Source organism: Virgibacillus sp. M23, assembly GCF_034190895.1.
GTDB lineage: Bacteria > Bacillota > Bacilli > Bacillales > Amphibacillaceae > Virgibacillus > Virgibacillus salarius.
The window spans coordinates 1-18,790 of the sequence record NZ_JAWDHA010000049.1 but is presented as its reverse complement, the minus strand read 5'-3'; the positions used below and the strand labels follow the sequence as shown (position 1 = coordinate 18,790).

Annotated in this window: 19 protein-coding genes and 1 riboswitch; of the genes, 13 read left to right on the top strand and 6 right to left on the bottom strand. The window is 36.0% G+C overall.

From position 1 onward, the window contains the following. Nucleotides 1–390 precede the first annotated feature (390 nt). The 5 genes from RVS70_RS16250 to RVS70_RS16230 form a co-directional block, all read right to left on the bottom strand. Nucleotides 391–1,107, bottom strand: a complete 717-nt coding sequence (locus tag RVS70_RS16250; RefSeq protein ID WP_026680001.1) for a hypothetical protein — start codon at nt 1,105–1,107, stop codon at nt 391–393. A 342-nt stretch (nt 1,108–1,449) separates the two neighbouring features. Beyond that, nucleotides 1,450–1,965 (bottom strand): GNAT family N-acetyltransferase, encoded by a 516-nt coding sequence (locus RVS70_RS16245; protein WP_205388788.1) that lies wholly within the window; start codon nt 1,963–1,965, stop codon nt 1,450–1,452. A 350-nt stretch (nt 1,966–2,315) separates the two neighbouring features. After that, nucleotides 2,316–3,215 carry an ABC transporter permease subunit gene (locus RVS70_RS16240; protein WP_226983537.1) on the bottom strand — a complete coding sequence of 300 codons (900 nt, stop codon included), beginning with the start codon at nt 3,213–3,215 and terminating at the stop codon, nt 2,316–2,318. Further along, a complete protein-coding gene (locus RVS70_RS16235) occupies nt 3,205–4,080 on the bottom strand; it encodes an ABC transporter permease subunit (RefSeq protein ID WP_321134032.1) in 876 nt (291 codons plus the stop codon). The genes RVS70_RS16240 and RVS70_RS16235 overlap by 11 nt, the downstream gene beginning before the upstream one ends. Before the next feature lie 2 nt (nt 4,081–4,082). Then, complete coding sequence (locus RVS70_RS16230; protein WP_205388786.1) at nt 4,083–4,409, bottom strand: DUF3862 domain-containing protein; 327 nt, start codon at nt 4,407–4,409, stop codon at nt 4,083–4,085. A gap of 526 nt (nt 4,410–4,935) precedes the next feature. Between RVS70_RS16230 and RVS70_RS16225 the strand changes: the two genes are divergently transcribed. The 5 genes from RVS70_RS16225 (at nt 4,936) to RVS70_RS16205 (ending at nt 8,485) form a co-directional block, all read left to right on the top strand. Continuing rightward, the gene (locus RVS70_RS16225) at nt 4,936–5,292 is read left to right on the top strand and encodes a hypothetical protein (protein ID WP_026680005.1); all 357 of its coding nucleotides are present in this window, start codon (nt 4,936–4,938) and stop codon (nt 5,290–5,292) included. An 18-nt stretch (nt 5,293–5,310) separates the two neighbouring features. Further along, entirely contained in the window at nt 5,311–5,943 is a 633-nt protein-coding gene (locus RVS70_RS16220) for a PspA/IM30 family protein (RefSeq protein WP_026680006.1), read from the top strand. A gap of 151 nt (nt 5,944–6,094) precedes the next feature. Beyond that, complete coding sequence (gene liaF, locus RVS70_RS16215) at nt 6,095–6,826, top strand: cell wall-active antibiotics response protein LiaF (protein WP_026680007.1); 732 nt, start codon at nt 6,095–6,097, stop codon at nt 6,824–6,826. Continuing rightward, nucleotides 6,823–7,851 (top strand): sensor histidine kinase, encoded by a 1,029-nt coding sequence (locus RVS70_RS16210; protein WP_026680008.1) that lies wholly within the window; start codon nt 6,823–6,825, stop codon nt 7,849–7,851. Before liaF ends, RVS70_RS16210 begins: the two co-directional genes overlap by 4 nt. 4 nt (nt 7,852–7,855) lie before the next feature. Then, nucleotides 7,856–8,485, top strand: a complete 630-nt coding sequence (locus RVS70_RS16205; RefSeq protein ID WP_026680009.1) for a response regulator — start codon at nt 7,856–7,858, stop codon at nt 8,483–8,485. Nucleotides 8,486–8,707: 222 nt separating this feature from the next. Here RVS70_RS16205 and RVS70_RS16200 read toward each other — a convergent pair whose 3' ends face one another. Further along, complete coding sequence (locus RVS70_RS16200; RefSeq protein ID WP_246484484.1) at nt 8,708–9,736, bottom strand: aromatic acid exporter family protein; 1,029 nt, start codon at nt 9,734–9,736, stop codon at nt 8,708–8,710. Between the two features lie 176 nt (nt 9,737–9,912). On the opposite strand from RVS70_RS16200, the gene RVS70_RS16195 reads away from it, so the two are divergent. The 8 genes from RVS70_RS16195 (at nt 9,913) to RVS70_RS16160 (ending at nt 18,400) form a co-directional block, all read left to right on the top strand. Next, on the top strand, nt 9,913–10,017 hold the full coding sequence (locus tag RVS70_RS16195; protein WP_371413977.1) for a YhfH family protein: 105 nt from the start codon (nt 9,913–9,915) through the stop codon (nt 10,015–10,017). Between the two features lie 288 nt (nt 10,018–10,305). After that, complete coding sequence (gene aceA / locus RVS70_RS16190; RefSeq protein ID WP_205388784.1) at nt 10,306–11,589, top strand: isocitrate lyase; 1,284 nt, start codon at nt 10,306–10,308, stop codon at nt 11,587–11,589. A 265-nt stretch (nt 11,590–11,854) separates the two neighbouring features. Next, nucleotides 11,855–13,090, top strand: coding sequence for a C40 family peptidase (locus RVS70_RS16185; RefSeq protein WP_026680012.1), 1,236 nt, complete (start codon nt 11,855–11,857; stop codon nt 13,088–13,090). Nucleotides 13,091–13,486: 396 nt separating this feature from the next. Continuing rightward, complete coding sequence (locus RVS70_RS16180; RefSeq protein WP_205388783.1) at nt 13,487–14,977, top strand: BCCT family transporter; 1,491 nt, start codon at nt 13,487–13,489, stop codon at nt 14,975–14,977. A gap of 371 nt (nt 14,978–15,348) precedes the next feature. Further along, nucleotides 15,349–16,635: a hemolysin family protein gene (locus RVS70_RS16175; protein ID WP_205388782.1), complete on the top strand. Its 1,287-nt coding sequence runs from the start codon at nt 15,349–15,351 to the stop codon at nt 16,633–16,635. A 68-nt stretch (nt 16,636–16,703) separates the two neighbouring features. Further along, nucleotides 16,704–16,802: riboswitch (guanidine-I (ykkC/yxkD leader) on the top strand. An 84-nt stretch (nt 16,803–16,886) separates the two neighbouring features. Continuing rightward, the gene (locus RVS70_RS16170) at nt 16,887–17,222 is read left to right on the top strand and encodes a DMT family transporter (RefSeq protein WP_026680015.1); all 336 of its coding nucleotides are present in this window, start codon (nt 16,887–16,889) and stop codon (nt 17,220–17,222) included. Nucleotides 17,223–17,225: 3 nt separating this feature from the next. Then, nucleotides 17,226–17,540: a DMT family transporter gene (locus RVS70_RS16165; protein ID WP_205388781.1), complete on the top strand. Its 315-nt coding sequence runs from the start codon at nt 17,226–17,228 to the stop codon at nt 17,538–17,540. A 77-nt stretch (nt 17,541–17,617) separates the two neighbouring features. Beyond that, nucleotides 17,618–18,400 carry a VLRF1 family aeRF1-type release factor gene (locus tag RVS70_RS16160; RefSeq protein WP_205388780.1) on the top strand — a complete coding sequence of 261 codons (783 nt, stop codon included), beginning with the start codon at nt 17,618–17,620 and terminating at the stop codon, nt 18,398–18,400. Nucleotides 18,401–18,790 lie beyond the last annotated feature (390 nt).

Here is an 18,790-nt window from a genome sequence, read left to right as displayed (position 1 = left end):
ATTAAAGCTGAGGAATTGGGCTTTTTAACATTGTAATTTCCTTACCTTTATAATTTCGCGTTTTCTTGGTGGTACTCTTAGTAGGTTATAATCAATCTTCTTATAAAATCACATTTCCTTCTTTTGTATATTTTTCCACCTCAGTACAACTGTAAATGCTATTGCCACATCCGTTGAATCTATTTCGTTATTATATTTTGCTTTTTCTAACCCTTTCAACAACAATTAATCCGTTTGGATGCATTTCAAAAAACATTCATTTATACTTAGCTTTTACTTTTCGATGTGTCATTCCATGAATGTAATAACTAATTTAAATGCCGTTATTCCAAAAAAACACTCGTTAGCGCAACATCTATTTAGTATGTACCAAGAGAATATATTTCTCGCTTAAATTGACAAATCAAATGATAAAAACTTAGGCAGTTCGTGTTCATGCTTGTCGAGCATAATTTGTTCCGGCTTGATGCCCTGCTCACGTAGCATTTCAATGTTCTGTATGAGGAATTCGTCGCTACCGACAACGTAGAAGAGCCCATCCTTGTCTGCAGCAAGATCTTTCACTTCTTCATAGTAATCTTTACGGTTATCGACGAACTGCGATGTAAACTTCTTGTCTGGTACGGATTTAAAAATATCAGTGAATAAGAATTCTTTTGATGAATCGATGTTTAGGGAATGAATTTTATTGACGTTATCAGCACGTTCAAAATAATCAAGTACAAGCGGTCTGAAAGTTGCTAGACCGACACCTGATGACAGAAGGTAAACATTTTTGTCTTCTCGTTTAAGTGGTACATTCGAATGCGTTTTAAATATTGCAATTTCATTGCCGACCTTAAGATTTCTTAAAATCGTTTTAAACTCAGAGCACTGCTCTCTGATACGTGTTGTGATACCGATTGAATTTTCGTGCGGTAAAGTGGAGATGGACATGTGGCGAATCAGGCTGCGATTTGGTTTATCTCCAGCATTAAAACCTTCCAGTGCGAAGTGGGTGTGGGAACCTTCTTCCCATGTAAAGTCGTCCGGACAGTCGAGCAGGTATGTTTTTACCTCAGGCGTTTCTTCAATAATCTTATTTATTTTAGTCCAGTATATTTTCATTATATATTCTCCTCACTTTATGTATTGTTACTAACTAATATACAATAAGTGATAATAATTCTCAATTAAACGAATTGATTATAATAATTTATGTTATTAAATAATCTGACATTTCACAAAAAATTGAATTTAATTCTTCGTAGTTGCATTCGTTCTCACTATCGAATATTAAATATGTTGGACCTGATTGGTTCAAATGCTTTTAGGTCATACCCTTGTGGTACGAACCATCGGGGGGATAAAACAAAAACCCCCCACCGATTGAAATTTCTCTTTATTTATAACCGCTCGTTATTACACCCGTAAGCACAATAAGGTAACTGACAATGTAGCAGAAACTATTTAGTTATCCCATTCTTCCTCTAAAATAGCATAGGAATATTCATCCCACCATTGATCACCATGAGGGATGCATTTTTTAAAATAACCTTCTCTTCTCATGCCGATCTTTTCCATAACACGGTACGAAGGAATGTTTTCTGGCTGACATGTAGCAACAATTCTATGTAACTTTAAGTCTTCAAAACCATATTTTATTATCGCAGATGCAGCTTCGGAAGCGTAACCTTTATTATAATATTTAGGGTTAAATACCCACCCTATTTCATAAGAATGATCACCGAAATATTTAAAAAATTCTAAATGTCCAATTAAAATATCTCCATCAGCTAGTATTACTGGGAATTTTTCAGCTGAATCATCAATATTTTTTTGGATGAACTTCTTTGTTTCTTCTTTTGTTAATACACCTTCTGGCATATATTTCATTACACTCTTTTGGGAAGCATACTCATATACTCCTTCCCAATCATCTAATTCAAAATGACGTATAATTAATCTTTCTGTTTTTATGTACATATTTTTTCTCCCTTCAAAAATTCCAAAATTGGAAAAATAAACGATATTAAATAAACACGCCCGCTTACTCAACGGAACTCGAAAGCATAGAAGGTTGCAATGCTGACAATAGAGAAAATAATAAAAACACCAACAAGAGTCCAAAGCGTGATTTTAACCCCTCAGCTCATCAACTAACGGCCTCCTTTTAAGCTATATCTAAAACCACTGCCATTCCTAAACGTTAACATATATCCTGAAACAACCTATCCCGTTTCATGAACAGTGACTATTTGTAGTCTAATTATATACCTTCTTACACGAACTGTTCTATTAATTTTAACACAAAAGCTAATATTCGAAATATGTAACTATTTTAATTTGGTCGACTCTTCTATTCCTGCCAGTACGATTTTTAGTAAAATAATCAATATCATAAATGAAAACAGAGGAGACATTACAATCCATGGATGATGTAAAAATTCCTGATAGGAAGAACCAATTAATCCACCCCATTCATTGGTGATGGAAAAAAAAGCACTCCTTTCTTCGGTAATATCTATTTTCCTACTACCTCCAATGAATATCCCCAGTACTCCCAAATGAATTAATAATAAGAGTAGCTGAATATTATTCTGAATAAAGAAAATACCAATCCTTGGTTTTATGTTTCTCCATATGTGCTTTTTAAAAATATAAAAGTTACTCACGCCTTGTAATTTTGCAATCTTGATATAATCCTTGTGTAGTTCCCCTTTTATCTCATCTCCAATTAATAACGTTAAGGGAGGTGTGCCAATACCAATTAATACAAGCACCAGCAAAAACATAAAGCGGAAACTATCTTCCTGAAAGAACCAGAGCATTGGTGCAAGCAGAAAAAAGACAATAATAACAGGTGGAATAATATAAGTAATCTCTACAACACGTTGTACCAGATTTCTAAACTTATGAATATAAAATGCATATATAAGTGCTAAACCGGAAGAAATGAGAAAACGGAACAAGCATACAATAAGGACAAAGATAATTGTATATTTCGCACCGGCCAGTATGTTGTAAACTAAAGACTCTCCCATAACATTTGTCCCAAAAGGAGGAAACTCCACGGGAGAATAGGGCGGCTTCCCGATAAAGTCACCATTGTCATCCAGCATAATGGAGGGTGCCTGCTTCTTTGAGAGAATTAGATTGGGAAAGAAACTGAATAACACAAGGATCAAGATCAATAGAATGCCTATACAGATTTTCATGTTTACTTTACCCAACACTCTCATCAACCTCCTTGCTAAACGTCCATTTGTTTACTGCGTATTCCCCTATTCTGTTGAATAGATATAGAGGTAAATACAGCATAATAAGCACCCACATCAATATTCGGAAGTCTCCAATTCCATACACTTTGACAAAGCTCATGATCCCGCTTAACCGCAAAATAATTTCTAGTATTAATAAGCTTGAAATCATGTACAGAAAGATATTTTTGTAATATTGAAGGAGTGTTAAAAGTGTGTTTCTGAATAGATGAACGAAAAAGATATAGCTTTCCCCGAAGCCTCTTGATTGTGAAAATAAATAATAGTGTTTGGTCTTTTCCTCAGCAATTCCTGCCACCATATATTTAAACAGGTAGATCGTTGGAATGGAACTTAATGCCAGTATTGGCAAGAGGTATATCGTCTTCCCGCCAAACTCGTAAATCCCCAGAGAAATTCCTGTAGTCTTAAAAATCCAGATAAAAAACTGGATAGATAATAAAACGATTAACACATCCGGCATGGCTTCGATGATAAAAAAAACCCCAGATAGCGCTTTTTTAATAGATGCTGCCAGCATGTGAAATACATATGTAAATAGAATGGATACAATAATGGATAAAATTAGGGAGCCAAGTATAATGATAATGGAATTTAAATATGCGTTGGAAACCGCTGCAAAGAAAGTTACTTCCTCGCCATTGCTTAATGGAACGGTTAGCTTCTGCGGCTGTAACAAATAATAAATCCCTGACCCCAAACTCTGTAAGAAATAGGTAAAGCTCTGGGTTTGGAATAACCCAGGTGTACAGCTGATTAGCAATATAACGAATAGAATAAGAGTAATTTCACTAAAAGACTTGGCGATATTATTCCACATACTTATTCAAGGCCCACCTGTTCTTTACTGGAAAGTTTCCCGTCTCTGAAACGTAAAGTTATTCCGGAGTCCGGAGCTGCTCCATCCCAGCTGTACAAGGTGTTTTCATCGATGAATTCCACTTCATCCTCCGTATTTTCTTGGAAATTAATAAGATCCGGCTGTCCCAGCATGTCAATCACATCATCGAATTCCATTCTATTCTCCAGTTGGTTATATTGCTGGATCGTCACAGGACCATCTGGATTTTGTACCTCTCCCTCGTCACACCCTGTCAGCAATGCCGCAACCAGTATAAACATTAAAGAAATCTGTGGAAACACTTTCATGAATTTCATCCCCCAAATTAGTTTTCCTTTTTTAGACTTATACTTTATTTTAGCATATAAGATTGAAAATTCACCCGATTCAGAGTGATTTTTATATGCTTAGAACATAGCTTCTTAACTATTTATCACGAAAATCACTTCTTCACCCTTGCTAGTTTTGTTCGAATAAATGGTTTTATATTAAAGACTTACAGTGTTTGTGTTTATGGTGAGAATTTAATAAGCAACCTATTTAATATATAAGCGATAGCGACACAGATGAATATGGGTCACTTAGCTCCAGCACCCAGAAACGAGGCGACTTCACGAATCTCCCTAATTTAAATCATCATCGAGTCGCAAGCACATAATTCCTTTATCTACTGCTGGCTCGCTCCAGTTGCTACGTTTCTAAACGCGGGCGCTTTTGTTCTGCAATTTAACTTTTCTACGTCTCAGGTACTAGTTCAAAATATGGCTGTAGTTCATTACGATAATCCCTACGCTTCTGTAATATGGAATTAAGATAAAGAAAGGAGGAAACAAAGTGAAGAAATTTCTATTATTTCTAGCAGGGTTAGCTGCATTGATCGTATTAGTAGCAAACTTAGGACCAATGGTGTTTTTAGGTTTAGGAATTTGGCTACTTTACATTATCTTTAAACAATTTATGAAAAGTGACTCAACAATCGGAAAGATTGGTTGGGTTATCTTAGGGCTGATTGTGTTAAGCATCACTATTTCAAATATGTTTGCATTAATAGGTGTTGTGGCAGCAATTGGACTTTACTTTATATATAAAAGCTGGAAAAAAGAAGACCATGAACCAATCGTTCATGAAGTTCAATCAGATGACCCATTTACTAATTTTGAGCGTGAATGGGCTGAAATAAATCATCACTAAAAAAGGAGAGCATGAAAAATGACAAATATATTTACACGTATTAAAGATTCTGTAACAAGTGATCTTCATAACCTTATGGACCAGAAGGAACAAAAAAATCCAATTGCAGCATTAAATCATTACTTACGTCAAAGTGAACAGGAAAAAGAAAAAGTGCGAAAGCTTGTGGAAAGACAATATAAGTTAAAGGATGAGTTTACAAAAGAGTATCAGATGGCTAATGACCTAGCTGAAAAACGTCTAAAACAAGCAGAAATTGCTGAGAAAGCAGGAGAAGAGCAAATGCATGCATTTGCAGTGAGGGAACACGAAGAATATCAAGCTCGTGCAGAGCGATTGAAAGCATCACGTGATGAGGCGGAACAAGAATTAGACACCTTAGAGCAGAAGTATGAAGATATGAAGCATAAGCTAAAAGATATGCATCTACGCAGGATGGAGCTAATGGGTCGAGAAAATGTTGCACGTGCCAACCATCAGATGAACAAAGTGGTAGACGAAACATCCGATAAACCTTTTTCTAAATTTGCGGAGATGGAAAGATACATCGAAGGACTCGAGTATCGAGTTAATAATTCATACTATCGTAGTACATTTGATAACAAAATAGCCAAACTAGAACAAGAAATGAAAGAAAAGGAGCAAGTATAAATAAGTATCACTAAAGTGCAGTGCAGGTGCCGTTCCTATTAAACCATCGAGATATCACACTTTCTCTTCGTCAGCAATTAAAAAAATGATATACTATACAGGCGCACGTGGATGCGCCTGTTTTACATAATAAAGAAGGGAGGCTTACTTCATGTTTCAACGATTAACAACGGACACTCTAAATTGGATATTGATCATTGGAGTAATCCTCTTTATTATTGAGCTCACATTTTTCCATGGCGGAATGCTAATTCCAGCTTTATTTTTTGCCTTGCTTATTTATATTGGAAGGAAAAAGTTCCACAGTCTATGGGGAAAGGTAATCTTTTGGAGCGGTATGGTTGGTATTATTTTTGCGATTCTTAATATGCTTGCGGTAAGGTTCTTAATTATTGCCGCTATCGTTTTGTTTGTGGTTAACTATAGCAAATCCAAAAAAGCAGCGGAAGTTCTGAGACCTTCCATAATGGGGAATCAGCATAAGGCGAATGAAACAATTATAAGTAAGCAACCATTATTAGACCATAAACTATTTGATGACCAACGAACAGAGGAAACAGCCTATCAATGGAAAGATGTTAATATTCATGGTGCATTTGGTGATCGGATTATTGACTTAAGTAATACAGTACTTCCTAAAGACACAGCAGTTATCTCTATACGTCACTTGGTTGGTAACTTGGAAATTTATGTTCCTTATGATGTTGAAGTAAGTATACACCATAGTTCCGTATTCGGACGCGCGCATATATTGGGACATTACCATGAAAAATTGATGAATCAATCTTTGCTTTATCAAACGAAAGATTATGATACCGTTGTTCCACGTGTGAAAATTGTTACCTCATTATTGTCTGGTGATATTGAGGTGAAGCGAATATGAATATGATTTTGCGTCATATTGTTACTGCTGTTATGTTTAGTATTTTACTATCAATTGCAATGGTTGGGTTAACACTTGTCGCGTTCGTCAATGATTGGAGCCGTATTGTAGATCAAAAATTAGGTGATGTATCGTTCGTGCTAGTTATTTTTGTTATATCTGTTGCTGCGGGATTGATTATTGGGACAGTAACTGGATATTATTGGAGACAACGAATTCATCACGTAGAAAGACAACTGGATGAAATCATTAAAGGTCAAAAACTAACCCTTGATATAGATGCGTATAAAGATTTAGAAGACATTCACCGGTATATGGGACAAATACAAAATAAAATTAGGGCTCAGACAGAACAAGCGCAGCGATTAGCAACAGAAAGAGCTACTGAACGCGAACAAAGCTTACAAGAAATTGTTGTTCAGGAGCGTAATCGCTTAGCAAGAGAATTACATGATTCGGTCAGCCAACAGTTATTTGCTGCTTCCATGATGATGTCGGCTATCAATGAAACAAACCCTCCTAAGGATACTGTAATGAAAAAGCAGCTGCGAATGGTGGAAAACATGATTCATCAATCTCAATTAGAGATGCGGGCATTACTGCTACATCTTCGGCCAGTTGCCTTGAAGGGGAAATCCCTACAAGCTGGTGCAGAAGAATTATTGCTTGAATTAACACAAAAAGTTCCAATGGATATTACTTGGAACGTTGAGGCGTTTACTGTAGATAAAGGTGTAGAGGACCAATTGTTTCGTATCCTTCAGGAAGCAGTGTCAAATACGCTGCGACATGCAAAAGCAACTACATTACAAGTAATGCTTGTTGAAAGAGATGAAAACGTAATTTTACGAGTAACAGATAACGGTATTGGTTTTGTTATGGAAAAAATAAAGACGGGCTCTTACGGCTTACAGAATATGCAAGAACGTGCGTATGAGGTAGGTGGGAGCTTCAAGGTAATTAGTCTCCCAGATGAAGGTACACGAATAGAAGTAAAGGTACCGAATCTAGGAAAGGAGGATTAGAATAATGATTAACGTTTTATTTGCTGATGATCATGAAATGGTTCGAATTGGAGTCACTTCCTATTTATCCGCTCAACCTGATATTAAAGTTATTGCAGAAGCTGATGATGGTGAGAAAGCTGTAGAACTTGCATTAGAATTAAGACCAGATATTATCTTAATGGATCTAGTCATGAAAGATATGGATGGAATTGAAGCAACAAAATTAATTATGGAACAATGGCCAAACGCAAAGATTATTATTGTGACTAGCTTCTTAGATGATGAAAAGGTCTATCCGGCATTGGAAGCTGGTGCTACTAGTTATATGTTGAAAACATCCAAGGCTGAAGAAATTGCCAAAGCTATTCGTGCTACGTATCAAGGGCAAACGGTACTTGAGCCAGAAGTAACTGGAAAGATTATGAACCGCATGCGTACACCGCAAGTGGAATTACATGAACAGTTAACAGAAAGAGAGAAAGAAATTTTACTCCTATTGGCTCAAGGTAAAACAAATCAGGAAATAGCTGATGAGTTATTCATTTCTTTAAAAACAGTAAAGGTACATGTAAGTAATCTACTAGGTAAACTGGAGGTACAGGATCGTACTCAGGCAGTTATCTATGCATTTAAGCATCATCTAGTGGAATAACATAACTAGATGATGCTTAAAAGAAGACGCAAATGATAGTTCATACATATAGCTATCATATTCTATTTTCCCATGACATTTGATCAGCCTTCTCGTGAGTAGACCAATTCCTTTGCAAACTCCTCACGGTTGTTCTGATCACTAGAGTCATGTATTTTCCAGTTGCTTCGAAGTGGAAAAAGTAGTTCCAAGCGCTATATTATTTGTCTTTGCACGGCCGATCTAATTGTTTAACTTTTGATTACGCTCAAAATAACGATCAGCTAGTTGGTAAATAGATATTAATTCATAAATAATAATAAGTTCTGGAGGAAAAGTGGTGGCGTCGTAGTCATGTTTATTTTTTGACAGACCATTTTCTTCCCAAAACATTTCACTTAATTGTTTCAAACATTGTTGATGCTTTTGTGATTCAAACTGTTTCGCATGTGAAAATCCTTCCACGAGTTCGTCTACTGCATGTAAAATAATCCTTCGTTCGTTTTCTCCCCACATTCTAAAGTTCTTTGGAGTATGGAGTACATTATCTGTATGGTAATGAATAAGCCTTAAACATATCAGCTGTTTTTCTATTATCTTAAAGTAATTTCTCTCGCTATCAGCAAGTGGATGGAATTTCGATTCATCTTTCTGAAAGCGAATGAGTGTCTCTGTCAGCTGTATTTTTTTGTATACTTGATCTGCTGGGTTAATAGTGATTGGTGACTTATCAACATCGACCATGCATTGAAAAACTTTTGCGATCATATCTCCTGTCTGTTTACGAATGCTCTCCATATTTACTGTAATATTTTTTGTGTAATCAGGTGGTAAAACAAACATGTTCACTCCTGTGGAAACTAATAGGCCAAGGGTCGTAGTTCCTAAACGAATCAAGAATGATATAAAGTAATTGCTATGAATAACTTCAACCATTGCTACAGCAGTGAGTGTTGCTACTAAAAGCCCGGCATGTAGTTTTAGCTTAAAACAAGTAACGATCGTAAATGTTGCGGCTAGTGCGTATGTTAAGGGAGAGTTTCCGAATAAGAATATAAAAAATACCGAATATGCAGAACCAATTGCAGAAGCTGGAAATCGAATAATTCCCTTACGAATAGAATCAGAAACAGTGGGTTCTATTGTTACAATTGCTGTAATAACTGCAAATACAGCCGGGATATTTAGTAATGAGCAAATCCAAGCAGTTATGAATACAGCAACTCCAGTTTTAACCACTCTACTCCCAATAAAATGAAATCGTTTCACCATCGTCATCTCCTAAGCTGTCTTAACCTAAATCACTTATCCATCATCTATTTTCCAACAACGAAAAAATTTTTTCAACTAAGTTTAAAAAAGGGGTTGCAATTTTTCAAATATTACCATAAACTGTGTTATAACAAAATACAAAAAATAAAATTGTTATATAAAAGGAGGTTCTTAAATTGATGAATAGTGAAACAGCAAGATGTCCAGATTGTGGAGAGAAGATGAAGACTAATGGATATATACAGGAATGTGATTATTGTCTATCTAAAAAGGAGGACTAATTTTTTTATATGCTCTGTTATATAACAAATAAATATGTATTATAACAATAATTGTTGCCAAATAGTCATACAGATTAGATTTTACCCGCATATAACTGGCAGTAAGCTCTCCACATCAAGTAATAGAAACCAATAATGGTAAGTGTGGGATCAACTGCCAGTAAATGTCCGATTGGTTTAAGGGCCTTTAGGTCATATCCTTTTGGTGCTAACAATTAGAGGGGGAAAACCAAACCCTAACAGATTGAAGTTTCACTATATCGTAGTTGATTTTAAAGGAGGATTATGATGACAAATAGTAGAGCAGAAATAATTAAAGAAGAATGGGAAAATAATCAACGGTGGTCAGGAGTAGAACGACCATATACTGCTAATGATGTTATTCGATTAAGGGGTTCAATTGACCTCAACTACTCACTAGCAGAATTAGGTTCACGTAAGCTATGGAAACTGTTGCATACAGAAAAATATATTCATGCATTAGGGGCATTAACTGGAAACCAAGCTGTTCAACAAGTTAAAGCAGGTTTGAAAGCCATTTATCTCAGTGGCTGGCAGGTAGCTGCAGACGCAAATATGGCAGGGCAAATGTATCCAGATCAGAGCCTGTATCCTGTGAATAGTGTACCGAATGTGGTAAAACGGATTAATCAAGCACTTCAACGAGCTGATCAAATTTATTTTTCAGAAGGGAAGCAAACAATTGATTGGTATGCTCCAATTATCGCTGATGCAGAGGCTGGATTTGGGGGACAATTAAATGTCTACGAATTAATGAAATCTATGATTGAAGCCGGGGCATCAGCAGTTCATTTTGAAGATCAGTTATCATCAGAGAAGAAATGTGGTCATTTAGGTGGTAAAGTACTGTTACCAACACAGACTGCAGTACGGAATCTAATTGCTGCTAGATTAGCCGCAGATGTAATGGGAACACCTACTATTATAATTGCTAGAACAGATGCAAACGCAGCTAACTTAATTACAAGTGATGTTGATCCATATGATGCTCGTTTTATTACTGGAGAGCGAACGACAGAGGGGTTTTATAAAACGAAAGCAGGAATTGAGCAAGCCATTGCCCGCGGTCTAGCATATGCACCATATGCAGATCTAGTATGGTGTGAGACATCAGAACCAAACTTGGAGGAAGCAAGCATGTTTGCTGAAGCTATTCGTGCAAAGTACCCAAATCAATTACTAGCTTATAATTGCTCACCATCATTTAATTGGAAGAAAAAGTTATCGGATGACGAAATTTCTACTTTTCAAGAAAAATTAGGGGAATTAGGCTACAAATTTCAATTTGTTACATTAGCAGGGTTTCATGCTCTTAACTATAGTATGTTTGAACTGTCTAGAAAATATAAAGATGAGGGAATGAAGGCCTACTCCGAATTGCAGCAAGGAGAATTTGCTAGTGAGCAATTTGGTTATAGTGCCACACGTCATCAACGCGAAGTGGGAACAGGCTATTTTGATGAAGTAGCACAAATAATATCTGGTGGTAGTTTCTCAACGGGTGCACTAAAGGGATCGACAGAAGAGGAACAATTTACATCTTCTTTTTGAAGAAAATTAACTTGGGCTAAGGCGTTCATTCTACATCGAATGAACGCCTTTTTTAATGGAAAAAGAGGTTTTATGTCACATTTGAAACATAATTGTAATATTACTATAATATGTGTGCAATTTTTAACTGTTATACTACTAATTGCCTAAGTTAATAGGATACATAATCTAGTCTAGTTTCACATTACTGCATAATACCATCAAAAGAATTACAAAATATACATATTTTATTTGCAGACGTGATAAAAAGAAGTGGGGGAGAAAGGTGAAGAAATCAATCGTAACAGTAGCGACTGTGACAGTCGTCGGTTTAAGTAGTGCATTTGCAATGGATGCACATGCGGAAACGATGGATGACCTCAAGAATAAACAGTCTGAGATTCAAGATAATCGTGATGAAATTAAAGCAAATCTATCAGAAGCAGAAGCGAAAATTGCAGATGTTTTAATAGAATTAGAAGATTTAAATAAAGAGATAAAAAACGTTAATCATGCGCTTAAAGAAAATCAAAAAATGATGGATAAGACAGAAAGCGATATTGCTAAAAAAGAAAAAGAAGTACAAGCTTTAGAGGATGAAATTGTTCAACTTGAGGAAGCTATTGAGAAACGTTACAACATTTTAAAAGAGCGTGTAGTTTCTTATCAACAGAGTGGTGGAAATGTTAGCTATTTAGAAGTTATTTTTGGTTCTAAAAGCTTTAGTGACTTTATTAGCCGTGTATCTGCTGTGAATAAAATATCCGACTCAGATACCCAGTTGATGGAAAAACAAGAGAAAGATAAAAAAGAAGTAGAAGAAAAACAGGATAAAGTATTAGCTAAGCTTGAAGAGCTTAAGGATATGAAGGTTGAATTAAAAGGTGTACAAGCAACCATTAATGAGCAAAAACGAGAAAATGAAAATAAAAAAGAAGCATTAAAAAATAAGAAACAGGATCTTGTAGCATTAAAAGAAGAGCTTCAAGTAAAAGATAGTAATCTAGCTTCTTTAGAAAATGAAGTGAAACAAAGTATTGCTCAGCAACAAAGACCAACTGTTTCTTCTTCAAACTCAAATTCAAGTTCAGCTGGAAAGCTTCAAACATTAAGCAGTAGCGGTTCATCATCTAAACCATCTGTATCTTCTGGAGGCGGTGGCATTAGTACAGCAATTAATGCTGGCTATCAATATCTTGGTGTACCATATGTATGGGGAGGTAAAGGACCAAGCGGATTTGATTGTTCAGGATTTGTATCTTGGGCATTTGGTCAAGCAGGATATTCTATTCCTTCAACGACATCTTCCCTTGCCGGAACTGGTACAAAAGTATCCTATAGCAATATTCAACCAGGTGACCTCGTATTCTTTAATACGTATAAAACAAATGGACATGTTGGAATTTATGTTGGCGGTGGCAAGTTTATCGGAGCTCAAAATTCAACTGGTCTAGCTGTAGCTGATATGAGTACTGGGTATTGGAAAAATCATTTTAAAGGTCATGTACGTCGTGTACGATAATAGATAGTATTTAAAAGAGTCTGGAAAAAGTAAATAAGAAGCAATCAAAAACGAGCGATGATTAGTTGATGAAATTAATTATCGTTCGTTTTTTTGATTAGAATCATTCATTTAGCAGCTGAAATAAGCGAGACTCTTTGAAAACGAGAGCTTTTGTTTGCAATATATTGCTCTGAAGCCTTCCTATCCTGTGGAGAGTTAGTATAATTCATGTTACGACGATTATAAGCTTGTCTGATGGAAGTAAGTTTTGCAGTCCAAATGCTTAGTTTCTTTTGAGGGTATTGAGCTGGAAATTTGAGGTTTAGTTAAAAAATAAAAGGGGTATAATAAAATGTGCCTCTTTACGTTCCGTATCCCGTAAATGGTACATAAAACTTATAGAAAGGATCTGTTATGAATAAAAATAGCGCATTCAAAAATCCCGTTTTCTATGTATCTGCCATCATTGTATTTTTACTAGTAATTATTGGTGCTACAATGCCAAAGAAGTTCGGGGATGTAGCAGGAAAGTTATTTGATTTTACGACGATAAACTTTGGTTGGTTCTATTTATTAGCGGTTTTTGTTTTTATACTGTTCTTAATTGGAATTTCGTTCAGTAAATATGGAAAAATACGTCTAGGTGCCTCTGATTCGAAACCAGAGTATTCCTTCTTTACTTGGATTGGAATGTTATTTTCAGCAGGATTTGGTGCTGGGTTAGTCTTTTGGGGTGTGGCAGAACCAATGAGTCATTTCTTCGATACACCATTTCCAGAATTAGAATCCATGACGGAAGAGTCTGCAAGAGTTGCAATGGGATATGCTTTCTTCCATTGGGGGATTAGCCAATGGTCAGTCTTCGCTGTTGTTGGATTAGTAATTGCGTACCTTCAATTCAAGAAAAAAGAAAGGGGCTTAATCTCTACATCTATTCAACCAATTGTTGGTAAGAATAAGATGGTTGGTAATACGATTGACTCCCTTGCGGTTATTGCTACGGTAATGGGGGTTGCAACCTCTTTAGGATTAGGAATCTTACAAATGAATGGAGGACTAAAATCTGTATTTGATGTACCGACGTCAATATGGGTTCAAATGGCTATAGCTGGGGTTATGTTAATTACATATTTAATTTCATCCAGTACTGGATTAGATAAGGGAATTAAATGGTTAAGTAATATCAATTTAGGCTTATGTCTCTTATTATTAGTTTTTGTATTATTAGCAGGACCAACAGTATTTATTTTCAATACATTTGTATTGGGTTTAGGAGATTATTTCACAAACTTTGTCCAATATAGTTTACGACTAACGCCTTATTCAGGTGAAACATGGGTGAGAGAGTGGACGATATTTTACTGGGCTTGGTCAACAGCATGGTCACCATTTGTTGGAGCATTTGTTGCTCGCGTATCACGAGGAAGATCAATTCGAGAATACGTTATAGGTGTATTAGTAGTATCCCCTGCAATTGCTTGTATATGGATTGCTGCGTTTGGTGGAACAGCACTTTACAATGATCTATTTAATGGTAGTTCCATTGCAGAAGCAGTGAATGCTGATGTCGCAGTAGCTTTATTTGAAACCTATCAGCATTTGCCATTTACAACGGTATTATCATTGTTGTCAATCTTTTTAATCTTTACATTCCTGGTTACGTCTGCTGATTCTGCGACATATATTTTAGGGTCAATGACATCGAGAGGGAGCTTAAATCCTGCTTTAGTAACAAAAATTGTATGGGGTGTGCTCATTACGGCGATTGCTGTAGTTTTACTATTGGCAGGTGGTCTTCAAGCCTTACAAACTGCTTCGTTAATCTCGGCACTGCCATTTACTGTGATTTTATTATTCATGGTAGTTACCTTTTTGCGAATGATTAAAAAAGATTATAAAAAATAGTCAGTAACATAGCTTGAATGCTTGTCTGTTGTTGTGCAGTACTACAATAACACACTTCGCTGATTAGTGTTTAAAAGCATAGTCAATTGTTTAGAACTAGCAAAAGGCCGAACGGTTTCGAATGATCGTTTGGCTCTTACTTTAATTATCTCCTTTGCTTGCTTCTAGTCACTTTCTACACATACATAAGAATAGACGATAGGATACGAATAGGGTAAAATAAAAGCTATTAGAGAGGGAGGTGATTCACGTGGGAAGGCCATAGGATTAGTGGTTATGTTGACAGGTGATTCACCTGCTAACGGATAAGGTATAAATAAATTATTATGCAGGAGGTGGAATCCTTGTATCTAATGATACAAGGATTATAATTGGAAATTGTAAACTTATTATTGGTTGCTATATTGATTATGCTGACCGCATTCTTTGTAGCAACCGAATTTGCAATCGTTAAAGTTCGTTCAACTCGGATAGATCATTTAATTGCTGAAGGGAATAAAAAGGCGATTCATGCAAAAAAGCTTATCGATAATTTAGATGCCTATTTATCTGCTTGTCAATTAGGAATTACCGTAACGGCATTAGGATTAGGGTGGCTAGGTGAACCAACCCTGGAAAGAATTCTTCATCCCGTGTTTGACAGTATAGGAATGAATGAAACAATTGCTTCTATAGTATCATTTGCTATAGCCTTTTTGTTAATCACGTATTTACATGTTGTAATTGGCGAATTAGCACCAAAGACAATTGCCATTCAAAAGGCAGAGGCAGTAACGTTATATCTTGCTAGACCGCTTATCTTCTTTTATAAAATAATGTATCCGTTTATTTGGCTGTTAAATGGCTCAGCCCGGCTTTTTATTCAATTATTTGGATTTAAACCTGTGAAGGAGCATGAAATTGCACATACGGAAGAGGAATTACGTTTAATTCTTTCGGAAAGTTATAAAAGTGGAAAAATCAATCAATCTGAAATGATGTATGTAAACAATGTTTTTGAGTTTGATGAACAACTTGCAAAAAACATTATGACTCCGCGGACTGAGATTCTTTGTTTTTATAAAGATGATAGTTTTGATGTAAATCTTGAAGTTATTCAAGAAGGACAATTTACCAGATACCCTGTAGCTGATGGGGATAAAGATACGATTATTGGTCTCGTCAATATAAAAGCCTTATTCACAGGTCGTCTAGAAGAGGAAAAGCCGATATCGATTGAAGAATTTATCCGACCAATCCTTCATGTTTCAGAGGCTACACCAATTAAGCAGCTTTTGTTAAAAATGCAAAAGGAACGAATCCATATGGCCATTGTTAATGATGAATATGGTGGCACAGCTGGTTTAATTACTGTAGAAGATATATTAGAAGAAATTGTTGGCGAGATACGAGATGAATTTGATCTCCATGAAAAACCAATGATAGAAAACGTTGATCATAAGAATAAAATCGTCTCAGGTAAATTACAACTAGATGAAGTAAATCAATTAATCGGTACTAATCTGGAAGATGAAGAAATTGATACGATCGGTGGCTGGATTTTTATGAAGAATTTAGATGCTACAAAAGGAACAATTATTGATCATGAAGGATTTCAATTTACTGTGGAAGAAATGGATGGATATCAAATAAAAGAGGTAAGGATTACGAAAAAGTAAGTTCTAGTGATGCCTTGCTATAAGGGTTGACACACTTATATAGACTGTATATAATCTAAATGAATTGCATAGCGATTTCCTAGGGTTCCGCAATTGTTTTTAATTGGTCTGGTCCGAGAGGAAATGCACGTTATACGTGTACACGGAGGGATAAAAGCCCGGGAGGATATCTTACGTATGGATATCTTTCCGGTTTTTTTAATGGAGTTTGAGCTACAATTGGGTACTCTAAAAGTTGTGAGGTGGTATGAATGAATAAAAATTGGATAATTATTTTGGTGGCTGGATTATTTGAAATTGGTTGGGTGATTGGTTTAAAGCATTCTTACAATTTATTTACTTGGTTATTAACGGTGTTTGCAATTTATATAAGTATGCATTTGCTTATTATTGCTTCCCGAAAGCTTCCAATTGGAACCAGTTATGCAGTATTTACAGGCATTGGTACAGCTGGGACTGTTATTGCCGAAATTGTATTGTTTGATGAGCCTTTTCGTATGATAAAAATCGTATTCATAATGGTTCTGTTGATTGGTGTGCTTGGCTTAAAAATGGTCACTACCACGGATGAAAGAGAAGAGGTGTAAGAAGTGAATTGGCTATTTTTAATTATTGCGGGAGTGAGTGAAGTAATTGGAGTGATGGGGATAAATAAAATAAATCATCAACGCAGTCTAGCTTCCTTCATTTGGCTTATTGGCGGATTTGTCACAAGCTTTGCTTGTTTAAGCATAGCAATGAGGACAATTCCAATGAGCACTGCTTATGCTGTTTGGACAGGAATCGGTACAGTAGGTAGTGCTTTAGCTGGGATGTTATTCTTTCAAGAGTCTAGAGACTGGAAGAGGCTCCTATTTATCAGTATGATTCTAACTGCTGCTATTGGTTTAAAGCTAATCTCTTAGATATGTTTACACGCTATTATAATCGGTTAAACAATACTAAGTAACGTTGAAAACTAACGTAAAGGAGTGCCGATGTGATGGATTTAAATCATGAAATAAAGCAGTTAGAAGCCGTTCATAGAGAAGGATCGGATAAGGTATTTACCATGTACTTAAATACTGATCCCTCTGATCCTGAGCAACAGGGGGGAGAATGGAAAATACAATTCAAAAATGGCATGCGTAATTTTGAACAATATTTAGAGGAAGCCAATAACAAGGAAGAACTTAAAAGCTTTCAACTTGTAAAGCAAAAAGTAGAAAAATTTATTCGCGGAAATGAACAGGAATTTCGTAAGGGCGTTATTGTTTTTGCAACAGCTGATGAAGAAGTTTGGTTTGCTGCACGTGTCCAATTGAGATTAGAGACCGCGTTCTTTTGGCAGGAAACACCTGTATTAGACCAAGTGAAAAAGCTAAAAAAGGACTATCCAAAAGCAGGTATCATTCCTGTGCAGCAAAATGAAGTAAAGTTTATAGAGTCCTACTTAAATGAAATTAATGAAACAAAATCGTTTGAATTAGATCTAGAGACGGATAACTGGCGAGAAAAGACTGCAATGGGTCCAGGTAATCCATCTATTCAGAAAGATAATTTGCAATCCCGATATGAGGCAAATAAACATCGATGGTACAAAAAGATCGCACCAATGTTGGATAAGCACGCTAAAAACAATGATTGGGAAAAAATATATGTGATCGGTGAACCTGGATCTTCGCAGTCTTTAGCAGAGCAAATGAATAAGTCGATTGATCGAATTATTCAGAAAAACATGCTTGATCATGAGGAATCAAAAATATTTCAGGAAGTTTTTGGATAAAATAAATGGACTTTATGGTTAAATGATTAGAGCAGTTTTTAAGCAACGAGAATAGATGAATGACCGTGAGAAGGAGTAATAGGCAATATATTTTATAACGCAAGCTTTCGTCGAGTATGTCGAATGAAGGAGAAACCACGGTGCCATTCATGCACCGTGGGATTTTTTGTAGTAAGTTAAGAAAGTATAAAATCAGTGCAATGACTGCGTTAAGCCAAGTAGTTATTTTGAAATGTTTGATGTATATTGGCAATGCTCCGACGAATTGCTTCGCTTTCCGTGGGCACGGCCTCAACTAACTTTGCAAAGAAGAACACGTTGCAAAGTGGATTTTCGGCTCGCGCTAATCCCGCAGGAGTCTACGTAATTAGTCTCCGCTATGAGAAGGTG